Genomic DNA, 17365 nt, shown 5'->3' with positions numbered 1-17365 from the left:
AGCCCTCCGATGAGGGCTTTGTTCATTTCCAGAACACCCAAGCCAGATGAGCCAAGCCCCGGACTTCTCCGCCCACACGCCCGTGATGGCCCAATACCTGCGCCTCAAGGCCGAGCATCCGGACGCGCTGGTTTTTTTCCGCATGGGGGACTTTTACGAAGTCTTCTTTGACGACGCCCGCAAGGCCAATGCCTTGCTGGACATCACGCTGACCACCCGCGGCCAGAGCGCCGGCCAGCCGGTCGTGATGGCGGGCGTGCCGGTCAGCGCGCTGGAGTCCTATCTGGCCAAGCTGATCAAGCTGGGCGAGCCGGTAGCGATTGCCGAGCAGGTGGGCGATGTCGCCACCTCCAAGGGCCCGGTGGAGCGCAAGGTGGTGCGCGTGGTCACGCCCGGCACCGTCACCGACAGCGAGCTGCTGGCCGACAAGCAGGACTCGGTCTTGATGGCCGTCGTCACCCAGGGCAAGACTTATGGCCTGGCCTGGCTGTCCATGACCCAGGGCCAGCTGGGCCTGGCCGAATGCACGGACAAAGAGCTGCCCTCCTGGCTGGCGCGCCTGAGCCCGGCCGAGGTGCTGGTGGACCGCGAACGCCAGCCCGCCGCCGTGCTGGCCGCCCGCGCCCCCATCACCAACCGGCCCAGCTGGCAGTTCGACACCGCCCTGGGCGCCCGCAAGCTCTGCGAGCAACTGGGCGTGGCCAGCCTGGCCGGCTTCAATGCCCAGGAGATGAAGGCCGCCCAGGCCGCTGCCGCTGCCCTGCTCAGTTATGCCGAGCACACCCAGGGCCGCGCCCTGGCCCATGTCAAGACACTCACGGTGCAGCGCAGCGGCGAGCTGCTGGACATGCCGCCCGCCACCCAGCGCAATCTGGAGCTGGTGCTGACCCTGCGCGGCGAGACCTCGCCCACGCTCTTGTCCCTGCTGGACAGCTGCCGCACCGGCATGGGCAGCCGCGCCCTGCGGCATTGGTTGCTGCATCCTAAGCGCGAGCGCAGCCAGGCCCTGGCCCGCCACGAGGCCATCGCCCTGCTGCAGCAGGCCAGCCCCGAACCCTTGCGCGAGGCCTTGCGCCATGTCTCCGACGTCGAGCGCATCGCCGCCCGCATCGCGCTGCGCCAGGTGCGCCCGCGCGAGCTGACCGGCTTGCGCGCCACCCTGCAAGTCCTGCCCGATCTGCAGGGCACCTTGCCGGCCGGCAGCCCGCTGATTGAGGAGCTGGCCCAGGGCCTGCTGGCCTCGCCCCATATCGAGGAATTGCTGACTCGCGCCATCGCCGAGGAACCCGCCGTGCTGGTGCGCGACGGCGGTGTGATCGCCCCGGGCTTCGATGCCGAGCTGGACGAGTTGCGCGGCATCAGCCAGAACTGCGACGCCTTTTTGCTGGACCTGGAAACCCGCGAGCGCGCCCGCACCGGCATCGGCAATCTGCGCGTGCAGTACAACCGGGTGCATGGCTTCTACATCGAGGTCACCCAGGGCCAGGTGGACAAAGTGCCGCTGGACTACCAGCGCCGCCAGACCCTCAAGAATGCCGAACGCTACATCACGCCCGAGCTGAAGGCCTTCGAGGACAAGGCCTTGTCGGCCCAGGAACGTTCGCTGGCCCGCGAGAAGCTGCTCTACGAGCTGCTGCTGGACCAGCTGATCGAAGAACTGCAGCCCCTGACCCTGCTGGGCCGCGCGCTGGCCAGCCTGGACGTGCTGGCCGCCCTGGCCGAACGCGCCAGCACCCTGGGCTGGTGCCGGCCCGAGTTCGTCGGCCAGCCCTGCATCAGCATCACGGCAGGCCGCCACCCGGTGGTGGAGGCGCGTCTGCGCGAGACGGGTGCTGGTGAATTCATGGCCAATGACTGCAAGCTCGACGCCCGCACCCGGATGTTGATGATCACCGGCCCGAATATGGGCGGCAAGAGCACCTTTATGCGCCAGGTGGCCTTGATCTGCCTGCTGGCCAGCATGGGCTCCTTCGTACCGGCCACGGCCTGCCGACTCGGGCCGCTGGACGCCATCCACACCCGCATCGGCGCGGCTGATGACCTGGCCAATGCCCAGTCCACCTTCATGCTGGAGATGACCGAGGGCGCGGCCATTCTGCACAGTGCCAGCGAGCAGTCCCTGGTGCTGATGGACGAGATCGGCCGCGGCACCTCCACCTTCGACGGCCTGGCCCTGGCCGGCGCGATTGCCAGCCATCTGCACGACAAGACCCGCGCCTTCACGCTGTTTGCTACCCATTATTTCGAGCTGACCGAGTTCCCGGCCAAGCACCCACAAGCCATCAACTGCCATGTGGGCGCGGTGGAGAGCGGGGACGACATCGTCTTCCTGCACGAGATCCAGCCCGGCCCCGCCAGCCGCAGCTATGGCGTGCAGGTGGCGCGTTTGGCCGGCATGCCGGCCAGCCTGGTGAGACAGGCCCGTGCCACGCTGGAGGCGCTGGAGGCCAAGGCCACGGCGGGCGAGGCACAGATCGATTTGTTCGCCGCCCCGCCCGAAACGCCCTCGCCTGTCATCGAAGAGACAAGCGCCTTGAGCGAAGCCATGAAGAATGTAGACCCCGACACCCTCACCCCGCGCGAGGCCCTGGATCTGATCTACGCGCTCAAAAAACTCAGCCCCGCATGAAGCCGCCAAGCGCCAGCCCCAGCAAGACGATTGTTTTCTCGCATGCCAATGGCTTTGGTGCCGGCTGCTACCGCGTGCTGTTCGAGGCCTGGCGCGCTGCGGGCTGGCAGGTCTTTGCCCTGCCCCAGTTCGGCCACGAGCCGGCCTTCCCCGTCACCAGCAACTGGCCGCATCTGCGCGATCAGCTGATCCAGTTCATCGAACAGGAGGTACAGCCCCAGATGGCCGAGGCCGGGCCGGTGACGCTGATGGGCCATTCCCTGGGCGGCATGCTGAGCCTGCTGGCGGCCTGCCGCCGGCCAGATCTGGCCCAGGGCCTGCTGATGCTGGACTCCCCGGTGGTCAGCGGCTGGCGTGCCCACAGCCTGCAGGTGGTCAAGGCCACGCGCCTGATGCACCGGGTCTCGCCGGGCAAGATCTCGCGCCAACGCCGGCATGAATGGCCCAGCCGCCAGGCCGTGCTGGAACACTTTGCCGCCAAGAGCAAATTCGCCCGCTGGGACCCGCGCGTGCTGCAGGACTATGTGGACACGGGCTTCGAGGAGCGCGGTGGCAAGACGCATCTGAAATTCCGCCGCGAGATCGAGACCCGCATCTACGACACCCTGCCCCACCACCTGGGCCGGCTGCTGCAAAAGCACCCGCCCAAATGCCCGGTGGGTTTTATCGCGGGCAAGCGCTCCGAGGAATTGCGCCAGGCCGGCGCCACCGCCTCCAAACAATTGGCCGGCCGGCATTTCCACTGGGTAGAGGGCGCGCATCTCTTCCCCTTCGAGCAACCCGAGGCGACCGCCGAATTGGTGCTGAAAATACTGGCGGAGATGCAGTCCGAGACCAAGACCTGAGCCCCGGCGCGCCCGTCGGGCCGCCACCTCGCTATAATCGCTTTTTACCACCACAGCGTTTTAAATAGGCGCTGCAAGACATGACCAAGTACGTCTACGTCACGGGCGGTGTGGTGTCCTCACTCGGCAAGGGCATCGCATCAGCCTCACTGGCTGCCATCCTCGAATCGCGCGGCCTCAAAGTCACCCTCATCAAGCTCGATCCCTACATCAATGTGGACCCGGGCACCATGTCGCCCTTCCAGCACGGTGAAGTCTTCGTGACCGAAGACGGTGCGGAAACCGACCTCGATCTGGGCCACTACGAGCGCTTCATCACCACCCGCATGAAGCGGGCCAATAACTTCACCACCGGGCAGATCTATATGTCGGTGCTGGAGAAGGAACGCCGCGGCGACTATCTGGGCAAGACCGTCCAGGTCATCCCCCACATCACCAATGAGATCCAGGACTTCGTGCGCCGCGGCGCCGGCGCCGGCACGCCCGAGGCCGTCGATGTGGCCATCGTCGAGATCGGCGGCACGGTGGGCGATATCGAGTCCCTGCCCTTCCTGGAAGCGGCCCGCCAGATGAGCTTGAAGGCCGGCCCCAACAATGTCGCCTTCGTCCACCTGACCTATGTGCCCTGGATCGCCGCCGCCGGCGAGCTGAAGACCAAGCCCACCCAGCACACGGTGCAGAAGCTGCGCGAGATCGGCATCCAGCCCGACGCCCTGCTGTGCCGCGCCGACCGCCGCATCCCCGACGACGAGCGCGAGAAGATCTCGCTCTTCACCAATGTGCCCGAGTACGGTGTGATCTCCATGTGGGACGTCAACACCATCTACAAGGTGCCGCGCATGCTGCACGAGCAGGGTCTGGACCAGCTGATCTGCACCAAGCTGCAGCTGAACACCCGCTCCACGGACTTGAAGCGTTGGGACACCTTGGTGCACGAGGTCGAGAATCCCGCCCGCGACATCACCATCGCCATGTGCGGCAAGTACACCGATCTGTCGGACAGCTACAAGTCGCTCAACGAGGCCTTGCGCCACGCCGGCATCCACAACCATGCCCGTGTCAATATCGAGTATGTGGACTCCGAGCTGCTGACGGCAGAGAACATCTCGCAGCTGGCGCAGTTCGATGCCGTGCTGGTGCCCGGCGGCTTCGGCAAGCGCGGCGTGGAAGGCAAGATCCTGGCCGCCCAATACGCCCGCGAGCACAAGCTGCCCTATCTGGGCATCTGCCTGGGCATGCAGGTCGCCACCATCGAGTACGCCCGCCATCTGGCAGGTCTGACGGGCGCCAACTCCACCGAGTTCGATCCCGAGACACCGCATCCCGTCATCGCCTTGATCGACGAGTGGCAGGACGCCGACGGCAGCATCCAGAAGCGCGATGAGAAGAGCGATCTGGGCGGCACCATGCGCCTGGGCGCGCAAAGCTCGGACGTGGCCCCCGGCACGCTGGCGCACGACATCTACGGCCCGGTCGTCACCGAGCGCCACCGCCACCGCTACGAGGCCAACGAGAAATATCTGGAGCGCCTGCAGAACGCCGGCCTGGTGATCTCCGCCATCACCCAGCGCGAGAAGCTGACCGAAATGGTCGAGCTGCCGCGCACCGTCCACCCCTGGTATGTGGGCGTGCAATTCCACCCGGAATTCAAGTCCACGCCCTGGGACGGCCACCCGCTGTTCACCGCCTTCATCAAGGCAGCGCTGGAGCACAAGGCGGCCGCCTGAACCTCGCCTGAACGCATGAGCAGCAGCGCCTACATTCTTGCCAACGTCCAGGTGACGAACCCCGTCCAGTACGAGGCCTACCGCCAGTTCTCCAGCCAGGCCATCGCGGCCCATGGCGCCGAGGTCTGCGTGCGTGGCGGCAAGGTGGAGGTGCTGGAAGGCGACTGGGCGCCCGAGCGGGTGGTACTGCTCAAATTCCCCACCCTGGCCGCGGCCAGGGCCTTTTACGAATCCCCCGAATACAGCCAGGCCCGGCAGGCTCGCGCCGGCGCGGCCCTGATGCGCATGGTGCTGATCGAAGGCGTTTGAAGGCGCAGGCATCTTGTTCTGCGCTGGTAACGCAAAACGGGCACCATGCACGGCTTGCATTGAGATTTTGACCTTTTGGAGACTGAAGAATGAGTGCCATTGTTGATATCGTCGGCCGCGAAATCCTCGACAGCCGCGGCAATCCCACCGTGGAATGCGATGTGCTGCTGGAATCGGGCGTGATGGGCCGCGCCGCCGTGCCCTCGGGCGCTTCGACCGGTTCGCGTGAAGCCATCGAACTGCGCGACGGCGACAAGAGCCGCTACCTGGGCAAGGGCGTGCTGAAGGCCGTCGAGCACATCAATACCGAAATCTCCGAGGCCGTGCTGGGCCTGGATGCTTCCGAGCAAGCCTTTCTGGACCGCACCCTGATCGAGCTGGACGGCACCGACAACAAGGGCCGCCTGGGCGCCAACGCCATGCTGGCCGTCTCCATGGCCGTGGCCCGCGCCGCGGCCGAAGAATCGGGCCTGCCCCTGTACCGTTACTTCGGCGGCATGGGCGGCATGCAGCTGCCGGTGCCGATGATGAACGTCATCAACGGCGGCGCCCACGCCAACAACAGCCTGGACCTGCAAGAGCTGATGATCATCCCCGTGGGCGCCCCCAGCTTCCGCGAGGCCGTGCGCTACGGCGCCGAGGTCTTCCACGCGCTGAAGAAAATCATCCATGACAAGGGCATGAGCACGGCCGTCGGCGACGAGGGCGGCTTCGCCCCCAGCGTGGCCAGCCATGAGGCCGCCATCCAGATGATTCTGGAAGCCATCGACAAGGCCGGCTTCGTCGCCGGCGAGCAGATCGCCCTGGGCCTGGACTGCGCCGCCAGCGAGTTCTATAAGGACGGCAAATACGTGCTGGGCGCCGAAGGCCTGAGCCTGACGGCCCAGGAGTGGACCTCCATGCTGGCCACCTGGGTGGACAAATACCCCATCATCTCCATCGAAGACGGCATGGCCGAGGGCGATTGGGATGGCTGGAAGCACCTGACCGAAACCCTGGGCAAAAAGGTCCAGCTGGTGGGCGACGACCTCTTCGTCACCAACACCAAGATCCTGCAAGAAGGCATCGACAAGGGCATCGGCAATTCCATCCTGATCAAGATCAACCAGATCGGCACCCTGACCGAGACCTTCGCCGCCATCGAGATGGCCAAGCGCGCCGGCTACACCGCCGTGATCTCGCACCGCTCGGGCGAGACCGAGGACTCCACCATTGCCGACATCGCCGTCGGCACCAATGCCGGCCAGATCAAGACCGGTTCGCTGAGCCGCTCGGACCGCATGGCCAAGTACAACCAGCTCCTGCGCATCGAAGAGGACCTGGGTGATGTGGCCTCCTACCCCGGCCGCAAAGCTTTCTACAATCTGCGCTGATTGAAGACAGCCCCTTGCCAAGGGGCTGTTTTTTTAGCCTCCACGGCTTTGGTTACACTGCGCGCGTGAAAACCATCAGCATCCTCCTCGCTGCTTTTCTGCTCCTCATCCAGGCTCAGCTCTGGATGGGCAAGGGCAGCCTGCCGCGCGGGGCGCAGTTGCGCGAGCAACTGGCCACGGCCCAGCATGCCAACGACGAAGCCCGCGCCCGCAATGCCCAGATCGAGGCCGAGTTGCGCGATCTACGCGAGGGCCTGGAGATGGTGGAAGAAAAAGCTCGCAACGAGCTGGGCATGATCAAGCCCGACGAGATCTATGTGCAGGTTCGCCGCTGAACCTGCCGCTTCCCAATCCCTGCCTTTCCGATGGACGATTTGCTGCAAACGCTGCAACCCCTGCTGCGCCCCGCTTTCACCCTGCTGGGCAGCCCCATCACCTGGACCGAGGTGCTGGCCTTTGTGATGGCGGTCTGGATGGTGATCTGCAATATGCGGGTCCATGTGCTGGCCTGGCCACTGGCCATCGCCAGCTCCCTGCTTTACTTCCTGCTGTTCTGGAACGGCAAGCTCTACGGCGAGGCCTCGCTGCAACTGCTGTTCGCGGCCCTGGCCGTCTGGGGCTGGTGGCAGTGGCTGCACGGCAAGGGCGATGACGGCCAGAGCCTGCGCGTGCGCCGCCTGAGCCCCCGAGGCCTGGGCGCGGCCGTCTTGCTGACCCTGCTGGCCTGGCCGGTGCTTGGCCTCTTCCTGCATCACCAGACCGATTCCACCGTCCCCTTCTGGGACGCCCTGCCCACCGTCGCCAGCGTGCTGGGCCAATGGTTGCTGGGCCGCAAATACCAGGAGAACTGGTCGGTCTGGGTGCTGGTCAATATCGTCAGCGTGGCCTTGTTCGCTTACAAGGGTTATTGGCTGACGGTTGTGCTCTACGCCTGCTTCATCCCCATGTCGGTGGCGGGCTGGCGGGCTTGGCAGCGGCAACTCGCCCCCCAGACCGCGCCGGCATGAGCCCGACCCTGCGGATTGCCCTGCTGGGGGCGGAGAGCAGCGGCAAGTCCACCCTGGCTCAAGCCCTGAGCCAGGCCTTGGCCGAGGCCACGGGCCTGCGCTGCAGCTGGCTGCCGGAGTATCTGCGGCAGTGGTGCGATGAGCGGGCGCGCACGCCTCGCCCCGACGAGCAGGCAGCGATTGCCGCCACCCATGCCGCGCAGATCGAGGCGGCCAGCGAAACTTGCGATGTGCTGATCTGCGACACCACGCCGCTGATGACGGCCGTCTACAGCCAATACCTGTTCCAGGACGATGCGCTGCTGCCCGGCGCCCTGCAGTTTCAACGCGGCTTCGATTTGAATCTGCTGAGCGCCCTGGATCTGCCCTGGGTGGCCGACGGCCTGCAGCGCGATGGTCCGCAGGTCCGCGCTCCCGTCGATACAGCCTTGCGCCAGGCCTTGCTGCAAGGCGGCCTGGCCTGGTCGGTGGTGGCGGGTCGCGGAGGCGCAAGGCTGGAATCGGCCCTGAATGCGCTGACGCCGCTGCTGCTCAAGCGCAGCCAGCGCGGGCCAGGCACCGGCCTATTCACCCGGCTGGCACAACGCCAGGCCCAACTGCCGAGCTGGACCTGGGTATGCGAGAAATGCGATGTGCCCGAGTGCGAGCACCAGAGCCTGCGGCGATAGCGCTTACTGAATGGTTCCGCTGACATCCGGCTGAGCCTGGCCACCGGCGAACAGGCCGCCCACATCGACCGCATCGAAGTGGTATTGCAGGCCGCAGAACTCGCAGCCTATCTCCACAGTGCCGCGTTCGGCCAGGATGCCCTCCACCTCTTCGGTACCCAAGCCCTTGAGCATCTGGCCGACCCGCTCGCGCGAGCAGCTGCAGGCGAACTTGGGCGTTAGCGGCTCGAAGCGGCGCACCGTCTCCTCCCAGAACAGGCGGCGCAAAATGGTGTCGGCATCCAGGCCCAGCAGCTCTTCGGACGTCAGCGTGGAGGCCAGCATGCTGATGCGGTTGTAGGCATCGCTGAGGCCGATATCGTCCTCGTTGCGCGCGCCCTGCAGATTGCCCTCGCCCTGGATGGGCAGGCGCTGGATCAAGAGGCCGGCCGCGATCTCGTCGTTGGCGGCCAGGATCAGCTTGGTGTCCAGCTGCTCAGACTGCAGCATGTAATGCTCCAGCACCTCGGAGAGCTTTTGCAGGGGCTCGCGCTGGTCGCCGTGCAGGGGCACGACGCCCTGGTAGGGTTGCTGGCCCGGGAATTTGTCCTTGGGGTCCAGGGTGATGGCGCAGCGGCCCTGGCCCTGCACATTGAGCATGGCCTCCAGCTGCGCGCCGGCCGGCACCTCGCCCACCTGCTTGGCGGTGGCGCGGAAGCTCAGGTCCGGCTGCACCTCGGCCACGGCCAGCTTGACCGGGCCGTCGCCAAACACCTGCAACACCAGGGCGCCGTTGAACTTGATATTGGACTGCATCAGCACACCGGCCGCCGCCATCTCGCCCAGCAGGGCGCGCAGTTCGGGCGGATGGGCGCCGATGGCCTCGCGGCGCTTGAGCACCTCGCGCCAGCTCTCGGTCAGCCTCACCAAGATGCCGCGCACCGGCAGGCCTTCAAACAGGAATTTATGCAGCTCACTCATGGACGCTCTTTTCTTTGATTTGTGCTTGTGTTCTTGATTTGCTGCTCAGCGCTCAGGCGATCTTCTTCAGACCCCTGGCGTACTGGCGGGCGTTCTCGATGTAGTGGGCGGCGCTCAGCTTCAGCCCCTCGATCTGCTGCGGGCTCAACTCGCGGATCACCCGCGCCGGGCTGCCGACGATCAGCGAGCCATCGGGGAACTCCTTGCCCTCGGTCACCAGAGCGCCGGCGCCGACCAGGCAGTGTTTGCCGATCTTGGCGCCGTTGAGCACGATGGCACCTATGCCGATCAGCGAGTAGTCGCCCACCGTGCAGCCATGCAGCATGACCTTGTGGCCCACCGTCACGCCCTCGCCCAGGACCAAGGGACAGCCATGGTCGGCGTGCAGCACCGAGGCGTCCTGGATATTGCTGCGCGCGCCTATCGTCAGGCTCTCGGTATCGCCACGCAGCACGGCATTGAACCAGACGCTGACGTCCTCACCCAGGCTGACGCGGCCGATGACCTCGGCGCTTTCCGCCACCCAGGCCTTGGGGTGCAGCGCGGGCACATCCTCGTCCAATTGATAAACAGCCATTTCCAAACTCCTGGGCGGGCCATGGCCGCAGCGGAGCGGCAAGCATGGCTTTGTATTTAAGCGAAAAACGCGTGATTTTAACGAGGCAGGCCCGGCCGGAGGCCCGAGCGCCAAATGCCCGTGACCAGACGCGCCTGGCGGCGTTGGCCCACGCTCGATAATCAAAGGCATGGAAATCCGCCAACAAGCGCTGCAAATCCTCTGCATCCGCGACCCCGCCCACAAAGCTGAGGCCATCACCCGGCTTTATCAAGACTTGCAGGAAACCAAGGCCCAGGGACTTGCCCTGCCTCTTGACCCCCAGGCCCAGTTCGAACGCCCGGCCGAGCTGCCCGGCAGGCCCGAGCACCCCCGCCTGCTCTCGGCCCTGCAGGTGCCGAACCGCTCGCCCTTCACGCGGGAGGGGCGGGCCGCCCTGATCCACGCCATCGCCCACATCGAGTTCAATGCCATCAATCTGGGCCTGGACGCGGTCTGGCGTTTTGCCGATATGCCTCAGCAGTTCTATCTGGACTGGCTGCAGGTGGCGGCCGAAGAGGCCTTGCACTTCAATCTGCTGCACGGCCATCTGCAGACCCTGGGCCGTCGCTACGGCGACTTCGACGCCCACGACGGCTTGTGGACCATGGCCGAGCGCACCGCCGGCGATGTGCTGGCCCGCATGGCCCTGGTGCCCCGCACCCTGGAGGCACGCGGCCTGGACGCCACGCCACCCCTGCAGGCCAAGCTGGCCAAGGCCGGCGACACGCGGGCGGTGGAGATCCTGGACATCATCTTGCGCGACGAGATCGGCCATGTGCAGATCGGCAACCACTGGTACCGCCACTGCTGCCGCGAGCGCGGCCTGGACCCGATCGCGCTCTACCCCGATCTGGTGGCCCGTTACGAGGCACCGCGCCTGCGCCCGCCCTTCAACTTCAGCGCCCGCGAGGCGGCGGGCTTCAGCGAGCAGGAGCTGGCCTATCTGCGCGGCTGAGAGCCCCTGGATGGGGCGGCGGATAATGCGCGCTTACGCCGGCCCAAGTTACCCCTCATGTCCCGCATACGCGCCAATCTTCTGCTCGTCCTCATCGCCCTGATCTGGGGTTCGGCCTTTGTGGCGCAAAGCCGGGGCATGGAGCATATCGGGCCCATGCTTTTCACCGGCGTGCGCTTCCTGATCGGCGCCCTGGTGGTGCTGCCCCTGGCCTGGCTGGAGTCGCGCCGCCTGCAGGCCGAGCAGCGCGGCCTGGTGCAAGGGGACGGGCTCAAAATCATCGGCCTCGGCAGCCTGCTGCTGCTGGGCGCGGCCATGCAGCAAATCGGCATCGTCCACACCACCGTCACCAACGCCGGCTTCCTCACCGCGCTCTACGTGCCCCTGGTGCCCGTGCTGGGCTATCTGCTGCTGCGCCAGCTGCCGCACTGGTCGGTCTGGCCGGGCGCGCTGGCCTGCCTGGTCGGCGCCTTCCTGCTCTCGGGGGCGAAAGAGCTGAACATCGGCGTGGGCGACCTCTGGGTGATGGTCTCCGCCCTGCCCTGGGCCCTGCATGTGCTGATGGTGGGCCGGGTGGCCGACCGCATGGCCGCGCCCTTCACCGTGGCCTGCGGCCAGTTCCTGTTCTGCGGCCTGGTGGCCCTGGCCTGGGGCCTGATATTTGAAGACTATTCCTGGGCCGGCCTGCAGGCCGCCAGCTGGCCGATTCTCTACACCGGGGTGATGTCGGTGGGCATTGCCTTCACCGCCCAGGTCGTGGCCCAACGCTATGCCCATGCGGCGGATGCCGCCATCATCCTCTCCAGCGAGACCCTGTTCGCCGCCGGCTTCGGCTTTGTGCTGATGGGCGACCGCCTCAGCCCGGCCGGGCTGCTGGGCTGCGGCCTGATCTTCGCCAGCATGATGGCCGTGCAGCTTTTGCCCATGCTGGGCAGCTTGCACAGCAGCTGGCTGGCGCGCGGCAACCAGGCCAGCTGAATTGCAGGAATAACGCCCAATCGCCACTCATATTTGCCTGGCAGAAAGTGCCGGCAAGATCCATACTGAGGCCGCACACAAGGCCCGGAAGGGGCTTGTGGCTGCCGATGGCCCGCCACGATGCACATGGTCTGGGCCGAGGCCCCCCTGGCTTTGCGTATCGAGCTTGCCATGAATGCCTACCTCAGCTGCAACCCCGTTCGCCACCTCTGCCACCGCGCGGCCGCGCTGCTGGCCCCCAGGCTTTGCTTTGTGCCGCCCATGCCGCGCGACGATGAGGACGGCTTCCCCGGCCTGCGCCAGCGCAAAACCCATTGGCCGGCCCACTGGATGGACCTGATCGAAGACGCCGCCCATCTCGCCTTGCTGATTTACATCGCCAGCGTCGGCCTGGGTATTTTCCTGCTGAGCTGAGACTGAGACTCAGGCCCTGCCGAGTTGCGCCATCGCGGCCTGCAGCAGGTCCTCCACCTGGCCCAGCACCTGCGCCCGTTCCCGCAGCAAGCGGGCCGGGTCCACGCCGGCCGACTCATCGCTCAGCAACTGGTGAAAGGGCAAGTCCAGGGGCGCAGCGCCCATCTGATCACGCAGGCCGTCGGGCAGGCCCGCGCGCGGCGTCAGCGGGCGGTCGGTCAGATCGATCATGGCCCCGACCATGCGAAGCGCTCGCCCATCGGCATTGCGCAGCACGACCCGGCCGCGGGAATGGATCAGGCGGTAGCCCGAGCCATTGCTGCGCAGCCGGAAGCACGCTTCGTAGCAGCCTAGCTCGCCGCGCGCATGCGCAAGCATGGCCGCCGTCATGGCGTCGAGGTCTTCGGGATGGACCCGGCAGCGCCAGAAATGCGTGCTGTCCGCACGCTGCGGCTCGGGAAAGCCCAGGCGAGACTTCCACTGCGGCGAGTGCTGAACCGTTTCCGACTCATGCCTCAGATCCCACAGGCCGAGCTCGCCCCTTGCCACCGCTGCTGCCACCGCTGTTCTCCACCGCCCGTCGAAAAATAGCTGCTGTGCTTGCATGGCAGGGATTGTGGCATCGGGGGCCAGCAATGCGGTTCAAAGCTCGAACGCCGTCGTCTTCTTGACCGTGCGCAGCACCAGCATGGAGTTGGAGCGGGCGACGCCCGGCAAATGCATCAACACATTGCTGTGCAGGCGCTCCAGGTCCTCGGCATCGCGGTAGGCAAAACGCAGCAGATAGTCATTGGTGCCGGCCACGTAGAAGCAGTCGAGGATTTCGGGGATGTCCCGCACCGCCTGCTCGAAGGCGCCCAAGGCCTGGGGCGTCATGCGCTCCAGATTGATGATGGTGTAGCTGATACCAGGCTGGCCCACCGCCTTGGGGTTGACCAGGGCCACATAGCCGGCGATGACGCCGCTGTCTTCCAACTGCTTGACCCGCCGCAAACAGGCCGAGGGCGAGAGGTGGACGGCCCTCGCCAGCTCCACATTGGAGAGCCGGCCGTCTTTTTGCAGCTCGTTCAGGATATTGCGGTCGATCGCATCCAGTTGCACTTCTGAACTCATTTTTCGCAGATTCAAGCAAATCAGGCCCTGATGTTCGCACAGAATTGCAAGAACTCGGGAAAGCACCGAGGCCAGAGCGCAAGCACATTGCGCGCACAACTGTCTAGACTGAGCTCAATCGCTGGGTCGCAAGCACAGGCTGAAAGCGCCCCGGCCCGCCCATCAAGGAGCCCTCATGTCAGACCCGAAACTCGACGCCTACTGGATGCCTTTCACGGCCAACCGCCAGTTCAAGAAATCACCGCGACTGATCACCGGCGCCGACGGCATGTATTTCACCGACGACAAGGGCCGCCAGGTGCTGGACAGCATCGCCGGCCTGTGGTGCGTCAACGCCGGCCACAACCGGCCCCGGATCGTGCAGGCCATCCAGAACCAGGCGGCCGAGCTGGACTTCGCACCACCCTTCCAGATGGCCCATCCTAAGGCCTTCGAGCTGGCCACCCGCCTGGCCGCGATTGCGCCTGAGGGGCTGAACAAGGTCTTCTTCACCAACTCGGGTTCGGAGTCGGTGGAGACGGCGCTGAAGATGGCGATCGCCTACCACCGCGTGCGCGGCGAAGGCGCCCGCACCCGCTTGATCGGCCGCGAGCGCGGCTACCACGGCGTCAATTTCGGTGGCATCTCGGTGGGCGGCATGGTGGCCAATCGCAAGATGTTCGGCAGCATGCTGGGCGGGGTGGACCATATCCGCCACACCCATGATCCGGCGCGCAATGCATTCACCGTGGGCCAACCCGCCCACGGTGCCGAGTTCGCCGAGGACCTCGAGCGCCTGATCGCCCTGCACGACGCCTCCACCATCGCCGCCGTCATCGTCGAGCCCGTCGCCGGCTCCACCGGCGTGCTGATCCCGCCGCAAGGCTATCTGCAGCGCCTGCGCGAGATCTGCGACAAGCACGGCATCTTGCTGATCTTTGACGAGGTCATCACCGGCTTCGGCCGCACCGGCCAGCCCTTCGCCGCCCAGACCTTTGGCGTGACGCCCGATCTGATGACCGTCGCCAAAGGCCTGACCAATGGCAGCGTGCCCATGGGCGCCGTGTTCGCCAAGCAAGGCATTTACGACACCTTTATGAACGGGCCCGAGCATCTGATCGAGTTCTTCCACGGCTACACCTACTCGGCCCACCCGCTGGCCTGCGCCGCCGCGCTGGGCACGCTGGACACCTATGCCGAAGACGGCCTGCTGACCCGGGCCACGCAGATGCAAGCCATGTTTGCCGAGGCCCTGCATTCGCTGCGGGGCGAGCCTCACGTGATCGATGTGCGCAATATCGGCCTGGTGGGCGGCATCGAGCTGGCCGGCCTGCCCGGTGAGCCGGCCAAGCGGGCCTTCAACATCTTCCTCGACTGCTGGGACAAGGGCGTGCTGATACGCACGACCGGCGACACCATCGCCATGAGCCCGCCGCTGATCATCGAGCCCCAGCACATCGAGCACATCATCGCCACCGTGCGCGCCGCCCTGCGCCGCGCTGCCTGAGAAGGTGGGAACTTTTTACTACGCGGCTGTCATGCGTCGTTGGGCGGTGCTCGGAATCCTCACGTACAGGAAGTACGTTCCGGTTCCTGTGCTCCGTCCGCCTAGCCTGACAGCCGCTCGCTACAAAAGTTCTCACCCTCTGAACCAAGGACTTGCCTAGCGCTTATGAGCCTGCTGAGCATCGACCGTGAACTGAGCCGCGATTCCTACTATGTCGCAACAGCCCCTCGCCAGGAGGCTTATGCGCCCTTGCAGGAGAACTGGGTCGCCGATGTGGCCATCGTGGGTGCCGGCCTGGCCGGCCTCTCGGCCGCCATCGAGCTGGCTGAAAAGGGGCGCAAGGTCGTGCTGCTGGAGGCCGGCCAGGTGGGCGGCGGGGCCTCGGGCCGCAACGGCGGCCAGGCCATCCACGGCCTGGCCTGCGAGCAAGGCGAGATCGAGCGCCAGCTGGGCCTGGCGGACGCCCGCCGCGTCTGGGCCATGAGCCTGGAGGCGCTGGACATCCTGCAGCAGCGCATGCACGAACACCGGATAGCCGCCGACTGGCAGGCCGGTTTCATGAGCCTGGCCACCAACGAGAAAAAGGCCGCCGAGCTGCGGCAATGGCAGCAGCGCATGGCCGAGGTCTACGACTACCCCATGCAGTGGATCGCGCCGCAAGAGATCGGCGGCTGGATCGCCAGCCCGCGCTTCAAGGCCGGCGTGCACGACCCGCGCTCCGGCCATCTGCACCCGCTCAAATACTGCCAGGGCCTGGCGGCCGCGGCTCAGCGCCTGGGCGTGCGCATCTGTGAGCACAGCGCGGTCACAAAACTCGACGAGGGTCAGGTCTTGACCCTGCACACGGCCGGCGGCCAAGTGCGCGCGGCCCAGGCCCTGCTGGCCGGAAATATCTATCTGCCCGAGATCGCCCCGCAGCTGGCACCCCGGCTGGCCAGCCGCATCATGCCGGTGGGCACCTATATCGTCTGCAGCGAGGCCATGGACGCGGCGCGCTGCCAGGCCCTGATCCCCAGCCGCTCGGCCGTCTGCGACACCAATTTCATCCTCGACTACTTCCGCCCCACGGCCGACCAGCGCCTGCTCTACGGCGGCCGGGTCAGCTACAGCACGCGTTCGCCCCGCTCGGTCAAGGCCAGCATGCACGCTAAGCTGCTGCGCAGCTTCCCCCAGCTGCTTGACGTGGGCATGCAGTTTGCATGGGGTGGTTTTGTGGACATCAGCATGAATCGCGCCCCCGATTTCGGCCGCATCGGGGCGGCCCGGAACATTTATTACCTGCAAGGCTTCTCGGGCCATGGCCTGGCCTTGACCGGCCTGGCCGGGCGGGTCACGGCCGAGGCCATGCAGGGTGATTCCGAACGCTTCGATGTGTTCGCCAAGCTACGCCACCAGCCCTTCCCGGGTGGCAAACTGTTCCGCACGCCCGCCCTGGTGCTGGGCATGCTGTATTACCGACTGAAGGACCTGCTGTGATGCGCAATGCAAAACCAGTCGTGCTGGTGCCGGCCTGCAACTCCAAGGTAGGCGATCACCCCTTCCACATCGTCGGCAAGAAGTATGTGGACGCCGTGCGCCTGGCCGGCTGCCTGCCCCTGGTCGTGCCCAACTCCTCGGTGGCGGAGCTGGACGAGTTGCTGGCCCTGGCCCACGGCGTCTTGCTGACCGGTTCGCCCTCCAATGTCCACCCCAGCCATTTCGAGGAAGAGGTCTATGACGCCGAGCTGCCGCTGGACCCCGAGCGCGATGCCTGGACCCTGCCCCTGATTCGCAAGGTGGTGGCACAGGGCATGCCGCTGTTCGCCATCTGCCGCGGCTTTCAGGAAACCAATGTGGCCCTGGGCGGCAGCCTGCACCAGGCGGTGCAGGAACAGCCCGGCCTGCTGGACCACCGCGCCCCGCCCGGCCAGCCGCCCGAGATCGCCTACGCGGCCCAGCATGCGCTCAACATCCTGCCCGGTGGCCGCTTGGAGAGCTTGTTAGGCCTGGCGCCCGTGCAGGTCAATTCCCTGCACGGCCAGGGCATCAAGCAACTGGCCGAGGGCCTGCGCGTCGAGGCCCTGGCGCCCGACGGCCTGGTGGAGGCCTTCAGCATCGCGCGCAGCCCCGGCTTCTCGCTCTGCCTGCAATGGCACCCGGAATGGCAGGCGGCCGGCAACCCCGTCTCCATGGCCTTGCTGCAGGCCTTTGGCCAGGCCTGCCGCGACTACCGCGATGAAGTCGCCGCCATCCGCCACGACTCGGTGCGCGACCCCGAGACCTAGTGCCTGCGAGCTGAACCCTGTCCCGATTTGGGGGCTGCG

The 17365-nt window shown here is 66.2% G+C and carries 18 protein-coding genes; 14 read left to right on the top strand and 4 right to left on the bottom strand.

The window, feature by feature from the left end; genetic code table 11:
* The first annotated feature begins 46 nt into the window (after nt 1–46).
* The 8 genes from mutS (at nt 47) to HNP55_RS17005 (ending at nt 8558) form a co-directional block, all read left to right on the top strand.
* Complete coding sequence (mutS, locus tag HNP55_RS17040; RefSeq protein ID WP_184302019.1) at nt 47–2629, top strand: DNA mismatch repair protein MutS; 2583 nt, start codon at nt 47–49, stop codon at nt 2627–2629.
* Nucleotides 2626–3474, top strand: a complete 849-nt coding sequence (locus tag HNP55_RS17035) for an alpha/beta fold hydrolase (protein WP_184302016.1) — start codon at nt 2626–2628, stop codon at nt 3472–3474. Before mutS ends, HNP55_RS17035 begins: the two co-directional genes overlap by 4 nt.
* Nucleotides 3475–3554: 80 nt before the next feature.
* Nucleotides 3555–5201: a CTP synthase gene (locus HNP55_RS17030; protein WP_184302013.1), complete on the top strand. Its 1647-nt coding sequence runs from the start codon at nt 3555–3557 to the stop codon at nt 5199–5201.
* A 15-nt stretch (nt 5202–5216) separates the two neighbouring features.
* Nucleotides 5217–5510 (top strand): DUF1330 domain-containing protein, encoded by a 294-nt coding sequence (locus tag HNP55_RS17025; protein ID WP_184302010.1) that lies wholly within the window; start codon nt 5217–5219, stop codon nt 5508–5510.
* 89 nt (nt 5511–5599) lie between these two features.
* The gene (gene eno / locus HNP55_RS17020; RefSeq protein ID WP_184302008.1) at nt 5600–6883 is read left to right on the top strand and encodes a phosphopyruvate hydratase; all 1284 of its coding nucleotides are present in this window, start codon (nt 5600–5602) and stop codon (nt 6881–6883) included.
* A gap of 65 nt (nt 6884–6948) precedes the next feature.
* On the top strand, nt 6949–7218 hold the full coding sequence (locus HNP55_RS17015; RefSeq protein WP_184302006.1) for a septum formation initiator family protein: 270 nt from the start codon (nt 6949–6951) through the stop codon (nt 7216–7218).
* Nucleotides 7219–7248: 30 nt separating this feature from the next.
* Nucleotides 7249–7890, top strand: coding sequence for a nicotinamide riboside transporter PnuC (gene pnuC, locus HNP55_RS17010; protein ID WP_184302003.1), 642 nt, complete (start codon nt 7249–7251; stop codon nt 7888–7890).
* Nucleotides 7887–8558 (top strand): AAA family ATPase, encoded by a 672-nt coding sequence (locus HNP55_RS17005; protein ID WP_184301999.1) that lies wholly within the window; start codon nt 7887–7889, stop codon nt 8556–8558. The genes pnuC and HNP55_RS17005 overlap by 4 nt, the downstream gene beginning before the upstream one ends.
* Before the next feature lie 3 nt (nt 8559–8561).
* Here the strand turns inward: HNP55_RS17005 and HNP55_RS17000 are convergent, their stop codons facing one another.
* Nucleotides 8562–9518, bottom strand: a complete 957-nt coding sequence (locus tag HNP55_RS17000; RefSeq protein WP_184301997.1) for an Hsp33 family molecular chaperone HslO — start codon at nt 9516–9518, stop codon at nt 8562–8564.
* A 52-nt stretch (nt 9519–9570) separates the two neighbouring features.
* Nucleotides 9571–10095 (bottom strand): gamma carbonic anhydrase family protein, encoded by a 525-nt coding sequence (locus HNP55_RS16995; RefSeq protein WP_184301996.1) that lies wholly within the window; start codon nt 10093–10095, stop codon nt 9571–9573.
* Nucleotides 10096–10264: 169 nt separating this feature from the next.
* Between HNP55_RS16995 and HNP55_RS16990 the strand changes: the two genes are divergently transcribed.
* From HNP55_RS16990 to HNP55_RS16980, 3 genes are all read left to right on the top strand, one after another.
* Complete coding sequence (locus HNP55_RS16990) at nt 10265–11071, top strand: ferritin-like domain-containing protein (protein WP_184301994.1); 807 nt, start codon at nt 10265–10267, stop codon at nt 11069–11071.
* 57 nt (nt 11072–11128) lie between these two features.
* Entirely contained in the window at nt 11129–12049 is a 921-nt protein-coding gene (locus HNP55_RS16985) for a DMT family transporter (RefSeq protein ID WP_184301992.1), read from the top strand.
* A 120-nt stretch (nt 12050–12169) separates the two neighbouring features.
* On the top strand, nt 12170–12463 hold the full coding sequence (locus HNP55_RS16980) for a hypothetical protein (RefSeq protein ID WP_221439648.1): 294 nt from the start codon (nt 12170–12172) through the stop codon (nt 12461–12463).
* Between the two features lie 9 nt (nt 12464–12472).
* Here HNP55_RS16980 and HNP55_RS16975 read toward each other — a convergent pair whose 3' ends face one another.
* Together HNP55_RS16975 and HNP55_RS16970 are read right to left on the bottom strand one after the other, a co-directional pair.
* The gene (locus tag HNP55_RS16975) at nt 12473–13069 is read right to left on the bottom strand and encodes a PAS domain-containing protein (protein WP_184301988.1); all 597 of its coding nucleotides are present in this window, start codon (nt 13067–13069) and stop codon (nt 12473–12475) included.
* A gap of 36 nt (nt 13070–13105) precedes the next feature.
* Entirely contained in the window at nt 13106–13576 is a 471-nt protein-coding gene (locus tag HNP55_RS16970) for an Lrp/AsnC family transcriptional regulator (RefSeq protein ID WP_184301986.1), read from the bottom strand.
* A 175-nt stretch (nt 13577–13751) separates the two neighbouring features.
* On the opposite strand from HNP55_RS16970, the gene HNP55_RS16965 reads away from it, so the two are divergent.
* The 3 genes from HNP55_RS16965 (at nt 13752) to HNP55_RS16955 (ending at nt 17326) form a co-directional block, all read left to right on the top strand.
* Nucleotides 13752–15062: an aspartate aminotransferase family protein gene (locus tag HNP55_RS16965; protein ID WP_184301983.1), complete on the top strand. Its 1311-nt coding sequence runs from the start codon at nt 13752–13754 to the stop codon at nt 15060–15062.
* A gap of 165 nt (nt 15063–15227) precedes the next feature.
* Nucleotides 15228–16538 carry an NAD(P)/FAD-dependent oxidoreductase gene (locus HNP55_RS16960; RefSeq protein WP_184301981.1) on the top strand — a complete coding sequence of 437 codons (1311 nt, stop codon included), beginning with the start codon at nt 15228–15230 and terminating at the stop codon, nt 16536–16538.
* On the top strand, nt 16538–17326 hold the full coding sequence (locus HNP55_RS16955; RefSeq protein WP_184301979.1) for a gamma-glutamyl-gamma-aminobutyrate hydrolase family protein: 789 nt from the start codon (nt 16538–16540) through the stop codon (nt 17324–17326). Before HNP55_RS16960 ends, HNP55_RS16955 begins: the two co-directional genes overlap by 1 nt.
* Nucleotides 17327–17365: the final 39 nt, after the last annotated feature.

The sequence above is a fragment of the Roseateles oligotrophus genome, from assembly GCF_014204525.1.
Taxonomy (GTDB): domain Bacteria; phylum Pseudomonadota; class Gammaproteobacteria; order Burkholderiales; family Burkholderiaceae_C; genus Paucibacter_A; species Paucibacter_A oligotrophus_A.
This window is presented reverse-complemented; position numbering and strand designations above follow the sequence as displayed.